9 protein-coding genes are annotated in these 20,823 nt (G+C 35.9%); 8 read left to right on the top strand and 1 reads right to left on the bottom strand.

Annotated features, from left to right (window positions below; all coding sequences use genetic code 11):
- A partial coding sequence (locus tag JMA43_RS12945) for a DUF7507 domain-containing protein (RefSeq protein WP_446719411.1) occupies positions 1-4,071 on the bottom strand: 4,071 nt, incomplete at its 3' end.
- Positions 4,072-4,644: 573 nt separating this feature from the next.
- Here JMA43_RS12945 and sppA point away from each other — a divergent pair.
- From sppA to JMA43_RS12905, 8 genes are all read left to right on the top strand, one after another.
- Entirely contained in the window at positions 4,645-6,411 is a 1,767-nt protein-coding gene (gene sppA / locus JMA43_RS12940; RefSeq protein ID WP_342157080.1) for a signal peptide peptidase SppA, read from the top strand.
- A gap of 172 nt (positions 6,412-6,583) precedes the next feature.
- Positions 6,584-7,294 (top strand): queuosine precursor transporter, encoded by a 711-nt coding sequence (locus JMA43_RS12935; protein WP_342157079.1) that lies wholly within the window; start codon positions 6,584-6,586, stop codon positions 7,292-7,294.
- Positions 7,295-7,538: 244 nt separating this feature from the next.
- Positions 7,539-10,211, top strand: a complete 2,673-nt coding sequence (locus JMA43_RS12930) for an AsmA family protein (protein ID WP_342157078.1) — start codon at positions 7,539-7,541, stop codon at positions 10,209-10,211.
- Positions 10,212-10,643: 432 nt separating this feature from the next.
- Entirely contained in the window at positions 10,644-11,705 is a 1,062-nt protein-coding gene (locus JMA43_RS12925; RefSeq protein WP_342157076.1) for a carbohydrate-binding family 9-like protein, read from the top strand.
- A gap of 29 nt (positions 11,706-11,734) precedes the next feature.
- Positions 11,735-12,847 carry a hypothetical protein gene (locus tag JMA43_RS12920; RefSeq protein WP_342157075.1) on the top strand — a complete coding sequence of 371 codons (1,113 nt, stop codon included), beginning with the start codon at positions 11,735-11,737 and terminating at the stop codon, positions 12,845-12,847.
- A gap of 483 nt (positions 12,848-13,330) precedes the next feature.
- Positions 13,331-16,465 carry a SusC/RagA family TonB-linked outer membrane protein gene (locus JMA43_RS12915; RefSeq protein WP_342157074.1) on the top strand — a complete coding sequence of 1,045 codons (3,135 nt, stop codon included), beginning with the start codon at positions 13,331-13,333 and terminating at the stop codon, positions 16,463-16,465.
- A 12-nt stretch (positions 16,466-16,477) separates the two neighbouring features.
- Entirely contained in the window at positions 16,478-18,151 is a 1,674-nt protein-coding gene (locus JMA43_RS12910; protein ID WP_342157072.1) for a SusD/RagB family nutrient-binding outer membrane lipoprotein, read from the top strand.
- A gap of 182 nt (positions 18,152-18,333) precedes the next feature.
- Positions 18,334-20,655: a beta-N-acetylhexosaminidase gene (locus tag JMA43_RS12905; RefSeq protein WP_342157071.1), complete on the top strand. Its 2,322-nt coding sequence runs from the start codon at positions 18,334-18,336 to the stop codon at positions 20,653-20,655.
- Positions 20,656-20,823 lie beyond the last annotated feature (168 nt).

Genomic DNA, 20,823 nt, shown 5'->3' with positions numbered 1-20,823 from the left:
GTCCGGATCATCTCCAGTAACAGTTGCTAAGTTGTACACCCCACCAGCATCAATATCTTCTTGCGTGATGGCATAAGTAGCTGAGAAAGTTGTATCATCAGAAGCCCCCACAGCTAATGTAGCGATTGGTCCACCTTGCACGGTTACTTTATCATCGGTAATAGTGATATTTGAAAGTGTAGTTTCCCCCGTATTTGTTACAGTGAAAGTGTAAATAACACTATCTCCAACATTTACAATTCCGTCGTTATTGGTGTCTTGGTATGCACCATCTTTTAATAATTCGATACTACTGTTAGTTGGTAGTGGTGTAATGGTACAATCTGGACAGGTAGGATCTACAGGAGGATTGTTTGGATCTGTTGGATTAACTGGCGTTGGATCTTCCGAAGTATCGGTAACCGAAGTTCCGTCAGGATCATCTCCAGTAACAGTTGCTAAGTTGTACACGCCTCCAGCATCGATATCCTCTTGCGTGATGGCATAGGTAGCTGAGAAGGTTGTATCATCAGAAGCCCCCACAGCTAATGTAGCGATCGGTCCACCTTGTACGGTTACTTTATCATCGGTAATCGTAATGTTTGAAAGTGTTGTTTCTCCAGTATTTGTAACTGTGAAGGTATAAATCACACTATCTCCAACATTCACAATTCCGTCGTTATTTGTGTCTTGGTATGCACCGTCTTTTAATAGTTTAATATCAGAAGTAGTACAATCTGGAGCAGGTATAGTGATTTCTTGAGCACTACAACCATCAAAAGAAGAGGTGATGGTTACATCTGTTCCTGCTGGAATATCCGTAATTGTATTTGTAGCAGTGTTCACTGTACCTTGGTCTGCTGAAACTGTTGCATCACTACTCGTTGAGAAACTTACACTATAAGTTAGTAAATCATCTGAACACGTAGTTCCTCCAATACTTATTTGAGGAAGTTCGCATGGATTATCACAGTTATTAGGGCTGGCAACTGTAATTACTGTTGCGCAATCGCCAGAAGTAGCTGTTAATATAACGTCTGTTCCAATATTTCCAGTAACAGTCCCGTCGCCATTATCGGTACCGCCAGTTACTTCTAGCGTTGATACAGTGTTTTTTGTATAGCTTACAGTAAACGTTCCAGCGCCACTTCCGTCGCATACAGCCTGTCCCGCAGTAAGTCCTGTTTGTGCACAATCTATAGGGCAAGTTTCAGGAATACTAATTGATTGAGAGGTTTGGCAACTTGTCCCGTTTGTGGCTGTAATAGTCAACTCAGACCCAAATGGGACTCCTGTAATAGAGTTGGTAGACATATTAACATTTCCAGCACTTGCTGTTATGGTATCTCCGTTGCTGATAAAACTTACGGTATATCCGTTTTCGTCACATGATAAGTCGCCAATAGTTAATATTGGATCTTGGCATGCGATTAATGTAATTGTAACGGTAGTTGTATCTGTACCAGAACATCCACCGTCTACAGTGTATAGAAAAGTATAAGTTCCAGATGGGACATTTGTAATTTCCCAGTTTTCAGAATCGTAAACTAGCCCTCCACTTGAGGTTGCTGTAGTTTCTTCCCAATATCCAAAAGTATCGTAATCTCCATCTATATATTCAAATAAATCGAGTACAGTTTTATTGTCCTTAGCAATAGTTATTGTCTGTCCAGTTCCTGCTTCTGGATTCGAGATATTATCTTCAGTAACATTATATGTCATTACAATTTCAGAACAATCATTTGGATTAGGCGTATAGGTCATAATCGCTTGATAAACACCTGAATTATTTGTAATTGAAAAATTATCAATTGGGAGTTCGCTTGTAGTACTTAGAATTGTTGGGTCGCCATCTTTGGTCCATTCATACGACATGTATTCAAGGTCTGGGGCAAAAAGTTTTCCGTTTTCACCTTCACACAAATTATAAGCTCTAATTCTAGGTTCTTTGGTTCTATTCGCTAAGATTGATACAGGGACAGTGTTACAGTCGTCTTGTAAGTTGAATACATAATCTCCTTGTTCTAGGTTTTCAAAAAGTCCAACGTTACCATTATCAACAGAAAAGGCTTCTCCGTCTTTTGAGACAATGCTGTAATTTATTTCTCCTGCACCTTCAGCATCTATGAAAACATTTAAGGAGCCATCAATACATTCGTTTACATAATAGTCGTTTACAATTACAGAGGTATCACCGTTGAATTCGAATTCTTCTAAAATTTCGTATTGTTCGCATTCGCCAACAATCTCAAGAATTTCTGATGGAGGATTAGAAACCTTGCTAATAACTCGATACTTACCATTGCCAAAGCTAAGATTTTGAACGCTAAAATTTCCTGATCTAGTTGTAAGTGTTCTTTTTCTTTCCCATTCAGATGTTTCTATATTGAATTTTTCTAAATCTATATTTATAGTGTTATTATCACCAGGAACACTAGTTCTACTTCCTTCAATTCCAAAATTACCACAATAGCGAGTAACATGTGCTTCGCTTGTGTAAGTGAAATTTTGATTAGTAGTTGTATATGTTTTAGTGACAATTTGATTTTCACATCCAGTTATTGTTCCTTGAAATTCATAATCACCATGTATTGCATCATAAATATAAAATCTATTTGTGCCATCTAATGTTTCATATTGATTCAGAGTATATGGTAATTCATGTGGAAAGCCTTCAGGGGCTTTTGTTACTTGAATTTCATATGCTCCACCAATAATATAACCAGAAATGTAAAATGTGTCAGGTGAACAGTAATGCCTTTGGAAAATCGAAATTGAAAAGTCGCCTGTTTCAATCTCAGGAGATTTTTGGACTTTATTTCCACATGAATCTATAAAATCGAATATATAAACTCCATTTGCTACTGGGTCTTCAGAAGAACCAATTACGATATCCCTAAACTCAGTAGAAGAACTAATTGTTTTACTATAAGTGCTATCCCCATTATCCGTGAATCCAGCATCGAGAATTTGCTGTAAATTAAAATTAGAAGGAAAGCTAGTTAAAGTTGCAGTCAAGGGATAAGTCATGTTGCTAGTATAGCCAAAGGAAATATATCCATTCTTACAATCTGCTGTTCCTTGTCTGATTACAGCATTTGGGTTATTGGTATAAGTATATGATTTTGAAAATGACACATTCTTTCCACAAGCATCTTGAAGTTCAATATCTACAATAGTGTTTTCATCTTGAAAAACATCAAACGTTACATTATTAAATGTAATTCTATTTGTTGCAATAGTTGAGTTAATAGGATTTTCTTTAGTCTCTGTTATAACTTCTGTAGACCCATCAGGATATGTTATTGTTGTTTTTGCATATGCTGGATACATTAAAATGTTATCACTTGATGTGAGTTCAAAACTAATACCTGATTTATTACATTCAGTAGTAATACTCAAATTAGTAGAATTGTAATTATATGTTTGTTTTAACTCGTCAGCTACAAAATTCTCATTTCGAATAGCACCACAATCACTTACAACTTGTATGGTATATGACCCTGGTTCTAAGTTCTCAAGGACATTGCTCGTTTGTGGACCGGCTACTAAGTTTCCGTCAGAGTCGTATGCAGAATATTGTACTAAAGTACCAGACTCTGTTTTAACTCTAAATTTTAAATAATCGTCGGTTGCTGTGGGACACATATATGATGATGTAACAGAAAAATCAATAGGAGTAGTTGCTTCTGATTCTATAGTAAAGTCAATTAGAGTCGTTTCTTGTACCCCACTTGCATTTATTTTAGATATCTCAGCACGGTATGTTGCTGCAGCCAAATTTGCTACGACTTCAATATCTGAGGAGATGTCCTCTTCAATTAAAACTGTTACAGGGTTTGTGAGGTCTGGTTGTCTGTAAATCGAAATTTGGAAATCGACATTGGCTTCATCATTTTCGATTAAAAATTTAACCGCACCATCCGAATTACACGGTGCAGGTGTAGTTTCTGTAGAAACAGTAAACGTAGCAAAATTAGTCGTTTTTGTAACGCTATTTGCAAAGTTTATTTTACTACTTACGGTAGTATCCTTGCTATAAAATACTCCCAAACTTAATAATGCAATAAGTTGAATGTAAATATATTTCATAATCCCTTTTTTAGCTTTTTTTGTCTATTGATTCGTCTTAATACCTTGTTAGTATTTGTTGTTTAAAACTTTTGTACAGTAATCCTAACAAACACTCACTACAATATTTTGTGCGTATGTGTTCATTTACAATACAATAGTAAAAGGGGGGTGATATTAATTTTGGGTAAGGGTACAAAGCTATTAACAAGCTTAAAGGGGGTAAAGTAATTCGATTAAACAAATTAATATGATTAATACCTTATTTTCTTTTATTTTTTTTAATTATTTTTCTTTCAAAATGAGGATTATAATTATATAGTTTTAATTAAACAATGTTTTTGATGGCTAGTAATTATAGTCTATTCGACTATTTTTAGCAGATTTGTAAACTTGAGTAAATTGAAGTTATTTGCTATGAATGCATAGTATTTGCTGGGTGTTCAAAGAAAATTAGTTAGCTGATTTTCTGCTTATTTTCGACTAATTAAGTAGTGCATATGAATAAATTCTTCCATTTTATACCAAGATTACAAAGAGATAGATTATCTTGCTTTGAGATTAAATATTCAGTTCATTAATTAAATTACATAAATGAAGTTTTTAAGAAATCTTTTGGCTGCCATTTTAGGAACCCTTATTGCGTTGGGTATTATTATAATGTTTTTTGTGTTGATTGCTGCCGTTGCAGGAAGTAGTAACGAAGAAGTGATTAAAGTTAAAGACAATTCGGTTTTAGAAATTGCCTTTAATGAGCCTTTAAAAGATTACGGCGGAAAGTATGAATTTACAGATATCGATTTTAAATTCGAAGAGTATAACGGACTCAACAATGTGCTTTTGGCAATCGATAAAGCTGCTACCGATGATAAAATTAAAGGAATAAGCATTCGCAGTTCTTTCATCAATACAGGCGCTGCCAATACCAGAAGTATCCGAGAAGCTATTAAAAAGTTTAAAGCTTCAGGAAAATTTGTGTATGCCTACAACGATATTTACCTTCAGAAAGATTATTATTTGGCTTCTATTGCCGATTCTGTCTTTTTAAATCCAACAGGGAATTTAGACTTTAGAGGACTTTCTTCTGAAGTTTTGTACCTGAAAGACCTACAAGATAATTCAGGAATAAAAATGGAAGTTATCCGCCACGGAAAATACAAAAGTGCGGTCGAGCCATACTTAAACAGTTCGATGAGCGATGCCAACCGTGAGCAAATTACTGAACTTTTAGCCTCGGTTTGGGATACGTATTTGCAAGATATTTCTGCTAGTAGAAACGTAAGTATAGACCAGTTAAATACGTTTGCCGATGAGTTGGCAACGCGTACTCCAGAGCTCGCATTTCAAAATAAATTTGTAGATGGGTTAAGGTATATGGACCAATACAATACTTTGTTGCGTAACGAATTGAGTATTACTGAAACCGAAAAAATCAATAAAATAAACATTTTAGACTATGCCGAATATGCTTCTAAAAAAGTAAAATCGGTTGGGACAGATAAAATTGCGGTGATTTATGCGCAAGGCGAAATTGGCTACGGAAAAGGAAATGACAATTACATCGGTCAAGAAACGATGTTTAAAGCTTTAAAATCTGCTCGCGAAGACGAAAAAGTAAAAGCAATTGTAATGCGAATCAACTCTCCTGGAGGAATGGCGCTTACTTCCGACATTATTTGGAGAGAAATTGAAATCACCAAAAAAGTAAAACCTGTTATCGTTTCTATGGGGAATTTAGCTGCTTCTGGTGGTTATTACATGGCCGTTGCTGGCGATAAAATTTTTGCTGAACCTTCAACAATTACGGGTTCAATTGGAGTTTTTGCAACTATTCCAAATGTTAGTGAGTTGGCAAAAAAATGGGGCATCAATGCCGAGCAAGTAAATACAAACAAAAACTCAACGACCTATAGTGTTTTTGAATCGGATAACGAGAACTTTAAAAAATATGCCAAAGAAGGAATTGAAGATTTTTATCAGACATTCTTAAAGCGTGTTGCTGATGGTCGACACATGAGTGTTGCTGAAGTTGATAGCGTTGCGCAAGGTAGAGTATGGACAGGAATTCAAGCGAAAGAGCGCGGTTTGGTTGACGAGATCGGTGGCCTGGAAGATGCTATTAATTATGTTGCAGAAACGAATGGCGTTACCGATTTTACCGTGAAAAATTATCCAGTGTACGAAACTAGTTTGGAAGAATTATTTCAAAACTTCTCTGGACTCGGATTTATGAAAAGTAAAGAAACGCTATTAAAAGAAGAACTTGGAGAAGAGGTGTATAACATTTTACAGAAAATGAAAACACTAACAAACCAAAAAGGCGTGCAAGCCAGAATGCCTTTTGAATTGGATATAAAGTAATTTGAATATCCGTAATGTATCATACCAAGATTAAAATGTCAGGTCGAGCCTGCCTTTGTCGGCAGACAGGCGTAGTCGAGACCCATTTAAAGCTTGTTAAGCCGAATAACCTCTCGACTACGCTCGAGGTGACAGTGAATTTTGACAGATTGCGGACAATCATATAAAATTAATGACACAAGCAAACAAAAAATTAGCCTTTAAAATATATTTGTATTTAGGAGCGTTGTTTATCACTTCGCTAGTTGTTTCAAACCTTATATTTCAAAAGTTTTTTTATTGGTATCCGTTTGGAGATACCAAAGTTTTTGGAGCTTCGCTGTTTGAAATTTCAGTAGGAATTTTACCGTACCCTATTACGTTTTTAATAACCGATTTAATCTCTGAAATCTACGGACAAAAAAAAGCAAATCAGGTAGTAACTGCTGGAATTTTTGCATCCCTGTTTTCGATGGGTATTATTTTAATTGCTGAAAAAGTTCCTGCACTTGCCTCGTCGCCAATTCAAGATGAAACTTTTACGCAGGTATTTGCTTTGTCGCCAATTGCAGTGTTAGCATCGATGATAGCCTATTTGTTTGCGCAGTATATCGACATTACAATTTATCATTTTTGGAAGAAACTTACCAACGGAAAATACCTTTGGCTCCGCAATAATTTTTCAACTTTTACCTCTCAATTTATAGATACATTTACGGTTGTTTTTCTGTTGTGTATTTTTAAAGTTTTGCCTTGGGATTTGTTTTACGGACTCGTCATAAGTGGTTTTTTGTTTAAAGTACTTGTAGCCATTCTCGATACACCTTTTCTATATCTATTTGTGTATCTCTTCCGTAGAAAATTCAATTTAAAAGTAGGCGAAGAAATTGATCTAGATTTGTAAATAAACTAGGTTAATAGGGAAAAGGGAAGGCTGTTTCTGCAGATTTTTTCTGATTATAAATCAGCAGCAAAACTCCAAAAAATCCTTACTACACTTCTTTACGTATATATTTAAAAAGCTATGTGTTTTGATGTTTTAATGATGTCAAAACATTAAACTTTTATTAAAATGTATGAATACGTAAAATATTTACTACATTTTTGTTATATATATTTATAAAAAAAGTCTGAAAAAGAAAAAATACATGAAAAAGGTTTTAAAAATTATTGGAGTTGTTATTGCGCTTTTATTAGTGTTTTTAATAGCTGCGCCATTTTTATTTGAAGGAAAAATTTTAAACATCGTAAAAAGTACCGTAAACAAAAACATCAATGCAAAGTTTGATTTTGCAGATGCCGATGTGAGTTTAATTCGCAATTTTCCAAACGCTTCGGTATCGGTAAAAGAAATGAGTATTATAAACAATGCTCCCTTTGAAGGGGATACGTTGGTTTTTGCCAAAGAAGCAAATATTAGTGTGCCTTTTATGCAGTTGTTCAATAACGAAGGGGAGCCATATTCTGTAAATTCTTTTACAATTGACGGGGCTGTGTTGAATGTTTTTATTGACGAAAACGGAAATGAAAACTACAATATCACCAAAGAGGATGCAACTTCCGCAGAAAAAACTACAACAGAAACTTCCAGTAGTGAAACTGCTAGTAACGTTTCTTTATCTATTCAGAAATACGAAATCATCAATTCTCGCATTAAGTATAACGACCAAAAAGAGAAGCTGTATTTTGAAATCGACGAGTTGAATCATTCAGGGACGGGCGATTTATCTACTGCGGTTTCGGAGTTGGATACAGAAACAAGCGGATTGGTTTCTTTTGAAATGGATAGCGTGAGTTACTTCAGTAGAAATGCAATCCAACTCGATGCAAAATTGGGAGTTGATTTAAATGAGAATAAATACACATTTCTAGATAATAAAGCTATTGTAAACCAATTAGAATTAGTTTTCGACGGGTTTGTAAAAATGAATGACGATAGCCAAGAGGTAAACCTTACTTTTAAAACGCCATCGTCGGATTTTAAAAACTTTTTGGCACTTATTCCTAAGGAATATTCGCAAGATATTGCAGATGTGCAAACTTCTGGAGATTTTGTGGTTTCTGGTAAATTAAATGGCGTGGTAGACGACAAGCATATTCCTGCTTTTGATATTGCAATTTCATCAAATAATGCGTCGTTTAAGTACCCAGACTTGCCACAGGCGGTTACCAATATTTCTATAGATACTAAAATTGCCAACGAAACTGGAGTTTTAGAAAATACGTATGTCGATATTAATAAACTTACGTTTAAAATTGCGCAAGATGTTTTTAGTGCCGATGCTCATATTAAAAATTTAATGGGGAATGCCTTAGTGAATGCAAACTTAAAGGGACGCATTAACCTAGCAAATTTATCAAATGCGTATCCGTTTCCAGAGGGCAAAAATTTAAAAGGAATTTTAGATGCCAATCTTACAACTGCTTTCGATATGGAAGCTATTGAGAAATCGAGATACGAACAAACAAAAAATAGTGGTTCGTTAGGGTTGAAAGGTTTTGAGTTTTCTTCGGAAGAACTTAAAAACCCTGTGCAAATTTCGGATGCTGGAATTACATTTAACACTCAAAATGTAACCTTAAATAGCTTTGAAGCCAAAACTGGTCAAACCGATTTATCGGCAAAAGGAGCTATCGATAATTTGTTGGGTTACATGTTCAATAAAGAAACCCTGAAAGGGAATTTTACATTGACGTCAAACACCTTTGCAGTAAACGATTTTATGATGACAGAAACTACTTCTGATGATACAAAATCATCCGAAGAAGAACCTTCTGAAACTACAACATCCGAAGAGCAAATTAAAATTCCATCATTTTTAGATGCTACAATTGTGGCAAAAGCAAACCAAGTGTTATACGACAATTTAACATTGAAAAATGTATCAGGAACACTCATCGTAAAAGATGAAACTGTAACCTTAAAAGATTTAAAATCGAATATTTTTGGTGGAGAAATTGCTGTAAACGGTGCCGTTTCAACAAAAAATACAACGCCAACATTTAATGTAGATTTGGGGATGCAACGTTTTAATATTTCTGAATCTTTTCAAGGGTTAGAAATGTTGCAAGCCATTACGCCAATTGCAAATGCCTTGCAGGGAGTTTTAAATTCTAATTTTTCAATCAAAGGAAATTTAAATAACGATTTCACTCCAAACTTAAACTCGATTTCTGGAAATGCTTTAGCCGAAGCTATTGTAAGTGGTTTTGACCCAGAAAAAGGAAAAGTATTGAGTTCTTTGAGTAATCGTTTAGACTTTTTAAATTTTGAAGAAGGAGAAACTAAAGACATCAAAACGACCTTAACTTTTGACGACGGAAAAGTAAATGTAAAACCTTTCAATTTAAAATATAAAGACATCAATATTCAAGTTGCGGGAAGTCACGGTTTTGATAAATCGATTAATTACAACGCTACTTTCGATGTTCCTGCAAAATACTTAGGAAAAGACGTTACCAATTTGTTGGCAAAATTAAACGATCCTGAGGCTGAAAATATTACAGTTCCTGTCTCTGCAACCATCGGCGGAACATACAGCAGTCCTTCTATTTCAACAAATCTTAGTGCTACGGCTACCGAACTTAGTAAGAAGTTGGTGACTATGCAAAAGGATAAATTGCTCAACCAAGGAAGCGATAAAGTTAAAGATGTTATTGGTGGTTTATTGGGCGGCAGTAAAACGAAAGATACTACTGCAACCACAACTGAAAATACCAAAAAAACAGATTCTGTTACGACTGAAAAAATCAAAAATGCAGCTGATAATTTAATTAAAGGATTGTTCGGAAAGAAAAAGGATACTACAAAAACAAATTAAATGACGTGTGTTCGATATTATAATAACGAATATGTGATAAATTGACCTATTTAAAAAGTATTAAAAATCAAGGAAGCAGCGTAGGCTAAAAGATAAAAAGCTGTTTGAGCGAAGCGAGTTCTTTTTATCTGTGGAGGTGATTTCCGTAGATTTTTTGATGCTTTTTAAATTAGTCTTGACTTTTTTGTTTCGTTTTTGTGTCAAGACAAAAATGAAAGTATTATTAAATAGTAGAAATGCATGCAGTTAAAAAGTTTAGATATTAATATCGAGCTAAGATTAAATAGTACAGAATATCTACAAAACCACGACGTATAGCAACAAAAAATTGTTGTTGGTCTAATTGTTTTTATGATGTAAATTTAAAGTCAAAACTTTAAAAGAATAAAAGGGCACGATGGTGTCCTTTTTAATTTCATATCATTTTGGCTTATGCGTTTAATTTTTCAATTGTTTTTGATTTTAAATTGTGGTGTGCTTTTGGCGCAAAAATCTACTTTAGTTGCTCCAAAAACTTATGTGGCGCAGCAAACTTCTAAAGGGATAAAAATTGATGGAAAAGCAAAAGAAAGGGCATGGAAAAAAGCTAAATGGACATCCGATTTTATCGATATTGAAGGGGTTGAAAATCCGTCATACCAAACCCGTGTAAAAATGATTTGGGACCAAGAGTTCTTATATTTTTATGCTGAAATGGAAGAGCCGCATGTTTGGGCAAACTTGAAGCAACGCGACACTGTGATTTTTTACAACAACGATTTTGAAATTTTTATTGACCCCGATGGCGATACATTTAATTATATGGAATTTGAAATGAATGCGCTAAATACCATTTGGGATTTATACCTCACCAAACCGTATCGAGAAGGAGGCAAGGTGCTTGATAATTGGGATATCAAAGGTATAAAAACTGCAGTAGCAATAAACGGAACTTTAAATGATGCAACTGATGTTGATAAAGGTTGGAGCGTTGAAATAGCAATGCCTTGGGAAGCTTTAAAGGAAGCAGGAAATAACCAAATTCCGGAAAACGATTTTTGGAGAATTAATTTTTCTAGGGTGAATTGGGATTTTGAGTTAAACGATAACAAATACCAACGAAAGAAAGATGCATCGGGAGCTTTTTTACCCGAATACAATTGGGTTTGGTCGCCACAATGGGTAATAAACATGCACGAGCCAGAATGGTGGGCATATGTGTTTTTTGCTTCGGAAGAAAATCAGGAGTTTGAAATTCCTTCCGATGAAAAAATTAAGTGGGAAATGTATCGAGTTTACCGTCAACAAAAAAAGCATTTTAATGAAAACGGTAGATGGATGGAAGCTACTTCAGCAAGTATTCCAAAATCAATTTATGTAGATGGAGTGGAAGTAAAATTGAAATTAGAAAATCATTCTGAAGGATGGAATCTTAAAGTTGAAAGTCCGTTTACGGAAAAACTTCTTATGATAAAAGAAGATGGGGAGTTCACTTCAAAAAATAAACAAAACTAACTACAACAATATAAACTAAAACCTAATTTATGAAACTACTCAAACTACAATTACTTGCCTTATTGATTGTGTTTTCGGCATGCAATGATGTAAAAACAACAGAAGAAAACACCGCGAACAAAGAAATAGAGCCTACAAAAGTGGCATCCGATTTTAAATATTGGACGTGGACATCGGCAAATGCAGAGAGAGCCGATACGAGCTATCAGCGAGAGTATGCAAAATACAAAGCAAACGGGATAGACGCTGTTTTAATTAATACCAATACCGACCCAGAAGTGTTAGCGCGAGTAGCTCCAATAGCACAAAAGGAAGGTTTGGAAGTTCATGCTTGGATTATGGCAATGAACAGGCCAGGAGATTCTGTAGCGCTTCAGCATCCCGATTGGTATGCGGTAAGTAGAGAGGGGAAATCGTGTTTTGATACCCGCCCGTATGTGGATTATTACCAGTGGATGTGTCCAACTCGTAAGGAGTCTCGTGGACATGTGTTAGAGCTTGTTGAGGGCTTGGCAAAAGTTGAAGGGGTGGCTAGTGTGCATTTAGATTATATAAGATATTCCGATATTTTTCTGCCTATTGGTTTGTTGCCAAAATACGATTTGGTGCAAAACGAAGAGTTGCCTGAGTTTGATTTTTGCTATTGTGATGTGTGTGTTGCCGAATTTGAAAAGGTTCATCATAAAAATCCACGAGAATTTGAAAATCCAGCGATTGATATGGAGTGGAAACAATTTCGTTTAAATAAAATAAAAGCTGTAGTTGATGATGCGTATGCGATAGCTCATAAGCACGGTAAAATATTGACGGCAGCAGTGTTTCCTTACCCAGAAATGGCCGATCATATGGTTCGCCAACGTTGGGATAAATGGGATATCGATATGGTTTTACCTATGATTTATAACAATTTTTATAACGAAGAAGTAGATTGGATTGGCTACGCAACTGGGCAAGGCGTAGAAGATTTAAAAGGGAAAAACACAGAGTTGCATACGGGAGTTTTTGTGCCAACAATGTCTGCTGAAGAAGTTGCTACTGCAATTAAATTGGCTAAGGAAAACGGAGCAAAAGGAATTTCATTCTTTGATGGAAACGCTATTACTGAAGCGCAATTTGAAGCGATTAAAGCTTCGAAGAAATAAAAGTGTAAGAGTTTATTTTAAATTTTTAAAAAGAGTAGAGGCTATCCAAATAATGGGGTAGCCTTTTCTTTTTGTTCATATATTCTTGTCAAATTAATTATCAACAATTGCAATGTAGTTATAGTTGTAAAATGTTGAGTAAATAGTTCTTGTTTCTTCTGCTAGACTTTTATGGAGATTACTAGTGCGTGTATTTATTCTGTTAAAATATTGAATATTTTTCAGTGTAAAATTCCTTTATTCTGATTTTAAATTTTCTTATAAATTGATTTTTAGTCTTTTATAAAAGTGTTTTTTACTATATAAATTTTTCTTCACTTCTGAAAGTCGATATTTTGATGTTGTTTATAACTTTCAAGGAGTTGTTTGTCGAAATAGTTTTACTTTAATTAAGTATTTTTTAACATTTAAGAAACTTTTTGTTAATGCGATAATTCCGTTAACATTTGTTTCAATCACTAACACTAACTTAAAACTTAATTTATGCGTAAAAAACTATTACCAATTTTGGTAGTTGCGTTGTTCTTAATCAGTAACGTGTTACTGGCGCAAGAAAAAACTATTACGGGTACTATTACCGATGGAGATGACGGGATGCCGTTGCCAGGAGTTACTGTAGTTGTAAAAGGAACCAGTCAAGGGACTTCTGCAGACTTCGACGGAAACTTCACCCTAGATAATGTAGCTCCTAATGCTGTATTGCAGTTTACAATGATAGGGTATACTTCTCAAGAAATTTCTGCAGCGGGGAAATCAGTAATTAATATTTCGATGAGTGCCGATGCACAGCAACTTGATGAGGTTGTTGTTACATCGCTTGGTTTGACGAGAGATAAAAAGTCGTTAGGATATTCGGTTACCGAACTTGATGGTGAAAGTGTTTCTTTAGTAAAAGAATCTAACGTTGCGAGTTCGTTGGCAGGAAAAGTTGCTGGGGTTGTCGTAACAAAGTCTACCTCTGGTGTTGGAGGGGGAACAAGGGTTGTTATTCGTGGTAACAATTCGATCACAGGAAACAACCAACCACTTTATGTAGTTGATGGGGTGCCTATTGATAATAGTTCATTAGAAACGTCAAATGGAGCAGAGTATTCGGTTCCAGATTTAGGAAACGGTATTTCGGATATCAACCCAGACGATATCGAAAGCATGTCTATTTTAAAAGGTCCAAATGCAGCCGCACTTTATGGATCTCGTGCAAGTAACGGGGTTATTATTATTACTACTAAAAGTGGAAGAAAAACAAAAGGATTAGGTGTTACATATACTACGAGTGCAACATTCGATACGCCACTTGTTTTACCAGAATATCAAAACGAATATGGAAGAGGAAACAATGGAAACTTTCCTCAAATAGATACAACTGCAGATCTTGCTACACAAGTAAATTCTGTAACGAGTAATGGAGGTTCGTGGGGACCAAAGTTTGACGGAACTCAACATTTAGAATTTAACGGAAAAATGCGTCCGTATGTTGCTCAACCAAACAACGTGAAAGATTTTTTTGAAACTGGTTCTAGTTACATAAACACGTTGGCGTTAAACGCAGGTTCAGAAAAAGCAACTGTTCGTTTTTCGTATACAAACTCCGATTTGGAATCTATTTTACCAAATTCGAATGTAAAGCGTAATAACTTCAACTTAAGAGGTACGGCCAATTTATCTGATAGATTATCGTTGGATGCAAAAATTACTTACTTTATTCAGGACGCTAGAAATCGTCCAACTCAAGGTACAGAAGGAGTTGTTGCTTATGTGTATCCGTTGGCTAGAAATGTTGCGATAGACGATTTAAAACACTATCAAGATTTAGAAAATCCAATTGATCCAAACAATCCTTACAAAGTAATTGCTCCAACTGCATCAGGTGGAAATCCATATTGGATGTTGGAAAACGATTACAATGGCGATAAAAGAACACGTATTACAGGTTTTGCTAAATTAGAGTATAAATTTACCGATTGGTTGTCGGCATTTGCTAGAGTTGGTACAGATGCAATTCAGCAAGATACTGAAGCCTACGAAGCCACTGGTCATCACTTCTTTCCTGATGGAAGAATTCGTTTTACTAAAAACGACAGAACAGAAACCAACTACGATTTCTTATTCATGTTTAATAAAGATGTAGGAGCAAATTTTAATATTTCGGCTAATGCGGGAGGAAACATGAGACATTCTACCTACAGTGCTTCTACCATTAACGGATATGATTTTAAAATCCCAGGGAAATACTTTTTAGATAATACAGATGGTACGCAGCTAACAGCTACGCAAACCGATTTGATTGAGAAAAGAGTAAACTCAATTTACGGGTCGACTTCTTTTTCATACAACGATATGGTGTATCTCGATTTAACAGCTAGAAACGATTGGTCGTCTGCACTTGCTGCGGATAATAGATCCTATTTTTATAGCTCTGCAAGTTTGAGTGTTTTACTGAATGAAATGTTTAATTTCGGAGAGTCTATCAATTTGCTGAAGTTAAAAGGAAGTACCGCAAATGTTGGTAACGATACAGATGCACAACAAATTGTAAATGTATTTACCGTTGCTTCAAACGGATACTTAGGAAACACACAAATTAACCGTCCAAATATTAGATTTAGTGAGAGTCTTCAGCCAGAAGATATTCGTTCAAACGAATTTGGATTGGAGTTTAAAGCTTTTAGAAATCGTTTGTATGCCGACTTTTCTTACTACGACATCAGCAGTAAAAACTTAATTTTTGACGTTCCTGTTGATCCAGGTACTGGATACGATTTCTTCAGAGAAAATGTTGGTGAAATTACCAATAAAGGGTTCGAATTTTTAATTGGAGGTACTCCAATTCAGAATGAAAATTTCGCATGGGATGTTTCTTTAAACATGGCTAAAAACGAAAATAAACTAGCAAAACTAATTGACGGACAAGAAAACTTTACCTTCAGTTCGAGTAACGGAGGGATTGTAGATGTGCGTGCTCAAGTTGGTGGTGGCTACGGAGATATTTATGCAACAGATTGGTTACGTACAGACGACGGACAATTAATTTTAACTGCTGAAGGACTTCCGCAGGCTACTTCAGAACGTGTGAAAGTAGGAAACTATCAGCCAGATTTTTCAGGTGGTTTTACAAATACCTTCAGAATTAAAGATTTCACGTTAAATACTTTAATCGATTTTAGAGTTGGTGGAGAAGTTTTCTCGTATACCGACGCTGGTTTAGATGCAAGTGGTGTTTCAGAAAGATCTTTAAAATATAGAGATGGCGGTGTAGTTGTAGATGGTGTTGTAGACGATGGAAGCGGAAACTATTCTGCAAATACAGAGCTTATTTCTGCGCAAGAATATTGGGGAGCTGTAAGTGGTATCGGTTCTGAATATGTGTTTTCTCAAACAAACATTCGTTTAAGAGAACTTAGTTTAACATACAATTTACCAGCCAAGTTTTTAGATCGTACATTCTTAACAGGATTGTCGCTTAGCGCTGTTGGAAGAAACCTTTTCTTTATCTACAAAGAAGCTGATAACTTCGATCCAGAATCGAGTTATTCAACTTCAAATTTAGGACAAGGAGTTTTATTTTATGCGCTTCCTACTACAAGAAGTATTGGTTTAAGTATGAACGTTAAATTCTAAAAAATCTACGCAATGAAAAAAATTAAATATATAAGCGGTCTTTTGTGCCTCCTAGTAGGAATTTCTTGTACAAAAGATTTCGACGAGATAAATACCAACAACCAAGGCTTTAATTCAGATGAGGTGAGTGCGAAATACTTTTTAACAAGTGCACAAGTTGGTTTGTATGCACCTGGCCGTTACGAGTATTGGAGAGCGCACCTTATCCATACCGATAGGTTTGCAGGACACTTTACTTTTGGAATGGATCAAAGTTGGTGGGGAGACGATCTTTCCTATACCTACAACGCAGGATATACCGATGCTGCCTACGATTGGCTCGCAGGATATTTTGGAAACATCAAGTCTTTTAGCGATTTAACTGCGGAAGGCGGAGAGTTTGAAAACCAATACATGTACGCCATGTCTTTAATAATGAAGGGACTTTATTACCAAATGTATACCGATACTTTCGGGATGGTACCTTTTACTGAAGCTGGTGTAGAAGGAATTTTAACTCCTAAATACGATACACAAATGGATATTTACAAAGGTATTATTGCCGATTTGAATACTGCCATGAGTATTATTGGAGATGAAGAACGCACAGGACTCGGAATTGACGATGCTGGAGCAAACGATGTGTATTGCGGTGGAGATTTACAGCTTTGGAAGAAACTAGCAAACACATTAAAACTCCGTATTGGAGCTAGAGCTTATGGTGCATCTGGAGAAAATTTTGCAGCTAGCACTATCAATGAAGCCATGAGTGCTCCTCTTTTGGATGAAGCAACAGGGAGTGTAACCATGAAAAAAGATTTTGTAATTAGCGAGTGGACTTCTTCTTCGTACGGCGATGTTTGGTACGATTTCGGAGCTGGTTCAGACTGGACAGTTAGTAAAACACTTATCAATTTATTAAAAGATAATAACGATCCAAGATTAGCACTTTATGCTAAACCTGCCAAAGGAGGAACGTTTGTTTTTGAAGACACTGGATCTGATGACGATTTTGCTGAAAGAGTAGATTTTATGGAGTCTGCTTTAATTGATGCTGGAGCAACTTATACCAGAACCGATGCAGGAACAACTACAACACTCGAAGTTGCTGCAGGGCAATACATTGGGCAACCAGTTCGTATAAACGGACTAACAAAGCCTTTTGTGAGATACGATATGTTTAGCACTCCTTCCGATGCGGTAATTCAACCAAGAGGGAAAGAAGCTGAAGGATATCCAGAAATTATTTTAAGCAGTGCCGATGCTTACTTTTTACAGGCAGAAGCTGTTGTAAATGGTGTAGCTTCTGGCGATGCTCAAACTCTACTTGCTTCCGGAATTAAAGAAGCTATGAAGTTGTGGGGAATTGGAGAAGGAGATGCCGATACCTACATTGCAAGTAGCGCCATTGCAGATATTTCTACAGGATCAACCGATGAAAAACTAGAAAAAATAGCTTTACAACGTTGGTTGGCAAGTTATACCGATGGTTTTGAAGCTTGGGCTGTTGTTAGAAAAACTGGCTATCCTAGCGAACTTGCAGCGGGTGTAAGTAATCAAACTATTTTCGCTTTAGGAACTTTAAATGGGGCTTATCCGCAGCGTTTACGTTATGGAACAGGAGCACAATCGAATCCTAATTTTAATGCTGCTATAAGTGCACAAGGACCAGATGTTCAAGGCACAAAATTATGGTGGGCAAAATAAAAATAATATTGTTAATTAATTTGTAGTGAAGGCCGCACTTATTTTAGGTGCGGCTTTTTTATGTTTCCTTTTTCTTTTTTCTACTGAAGTTTACAAAGGAATCCTATCGCTAACAGATGATTATTTTGTGAGTGATTTTCAATTTTCTTAAATTCAGCATTTAATCTTTTTAATATATTCTAATGAAGCGTTTGTTCTTAGCTGCTTTGTGTATTATTTCTTTAAGTTGTAATAATTCGTCTGTCACAAAACCTATTTCAGAAACTATACAAATCACCCCAAAACCTAAAAATGTAAAGCTCGAAAGCGGAGTTTTTTCCTTTGATGCAAACACAAAAATTGTTGCTCAAACCGAATCAGAAGTATTGGCTGCTGAAATTTTAACAGAGAAATTTCAAAAAGCGGCAACGATAAAATTAGAAGTTATTGAGCAAAGTCCTCATAGTAATGTAATTCAGTTTAAAGAAAATACATCTCTACAAGCTGAGGCATATCACCTTATAGTTTCAAAAGATAAAGTAACTATCGAATATCAAGATTTGAGAGGCGCTATTTATGGAGTCCAAACTTTATTACAACTGCTTCCAAATGCTATTGAAAATTCTTCAGTTGCCGAGCAGCAAAATTGGAGTATTCCTTGTGTGGAAATTGAAGATGCACCTCAGTTTAAATGGAGAGGTGTGATGCTCGATGTTTCAAGACATTTTTTTGAAAAAGAATACATTTTAAAAACAATCGACCGTTTGTCTTTCTTAAAAATGAATACGTTGCATTTACATTTGGTAGACGATCAAGGGTGGCGAATTGAAATCAAGAAATATCCAAAACTTACCAGTGTAGGAGGGTTTCGCGTAGATCAAGAAGAGAAGCCTTGGAATGCACGTTCTAAAAACAGTCCAGAGGCTGAGGCTACTTACGGCGGATTTTACACTCAAGAAGATATTAAAGAAATGGTTGCCTACGCTCAAAAACGAGGTGTTACCATTGTTCCAGAAATTGAAATGCCCGCACATGTATCGAGTGCCATTGCAGCATACCCAGAATTGACTTGTTTCAATCAAAAAATAGGCGTGCCTTCGGGTGGTGTTTGGCCCATTACAGATATTTTTTGTCCTGGGAAAGAAAGCACTTTTGAGTTCTTAGAAGATGTGTTGGATGAAGTATTAGCGTTGTTTCCTTCAACATATATTCATCTTGGAGGTGATGAAGCCACCAAAACTAACTGGGAGAAATGTCCGCATTGTCAACAAAGAATAAAAACTGAAGGCTTAACAAATGTGGATGAATTGCAGAGCTATTTTATGAGTAGAATGGAACGCTACATCAGTAAGAATAATAGAAAAATGATTGGTTGGGATGAAATTATTGAAGGCGGAATTGCTCCTGGAGCCACGGTAATGAGTTGGCGTGGTACGAAAGGAGGCTTGGAGGCCACAGTCCAAGGTCACGATGTAATTATGACGCCGACTTCGCATTGTTATTTTGATTATTACCAAGGGCCACAAGATGTGGAGCCAAAGGCATGGGGGAGTTATGTGCCGAGTAGTAAGGTGTATCAGTTTAATCCTATTCCGAAGGAAATGGATAGTGTGCAGGCGACACATGTTTTGGGTGGTCAAGCTAATTTATGGGCAGAATACATCCCAACCGAAGCACAGTCTGAATATATGTTTTACCCTAGGTTGGCTTCTATGTCGGAAGCGCTTTGGAGTACCGAAGGTCAGAAAGATTGGGATGATTTTTCAGAGCGATTACCAAATTTGTTTCAGCGGTTTGAATTTATGGGGATTAACTATGCAGAAAGTGTGTATACCATTCAATCTTCAGCAAAAATAGATTCAGTTTCTAAAAATATTATGGTGTCTTTACAAAATGAAATTCCAAGTAGCGACCTACGGTATGTTGTTAATCAAGATGAAATTTCGTCAGCTTCCGCAGAAAAATATACAAAGCCTATTGAAATAGCAGAAACTACCAAATTAAAAGCGAGTCGCTTTGTAAACAACAATCCTGTTGGTAAGGTTTTTGAAAAAGAATTTGTGTTTCATAAAGCGGTTGGAAAATCGATTCGCTATAAAGAAAAATATAGCAAAAGTTACCAAGGTGTTGGAGATGGAACGCTTGTAAATGTTTTGCGAGGTTCAACTCATTTTCACGACGGACAATGGTTGGCGTGGTTGGGTAGCGATATGGAAGCTGTTATCGATTTAAGCGAGAGTACAACCATCTCTAAAGTTACAGTAGGAACACTCGAAAATCAAGGTTCTGGAATTTATTTTCCCACAAAGGTAGCAGTATATCTTTCGGAAGACGGACAATCGTATGCGCTTGCAAAAGAAATAGAACGACCTTTTAAAGTGAATAAAGAATCGGTTTTAAAAACATTTGAATGCGCTTTCGAAACCAAACAGGCACGCTATGTTAAAGTGAAAGTTAAAAACTTGGCAAAAGCACCAAACGGAGGAGGAAGTTGGCTGTTTGTCGATGAGGTTGTCGTTGAGTAATAAAACTTCGACATAAGAATTATGAAATGAAATTGACCTATTTAAAAAGTATTGAAAATCAAGGAAGCAGTGGAGGCAAAAGATAAAAAGCTGTTTGAGCGAAGCGAGTTCTTTTTATCTGTGGAGGTAGTTTCCGTAGATTTTTTGATGCTTTTTAAATCAGTCTTG

It is taken from the genome of Joostella sp. CR20 (assembly GCF_038433465.1).
GTDB lineage: Bacteria > Bacteroidota > Bacteroidia > Flavobacteriales > Flavobacteriaceae > Galbibacter.
Note: the sequence above shows the minus strand (reverse complement) of the source record. Positions and strands in the feature narration are given on the sequence as shown.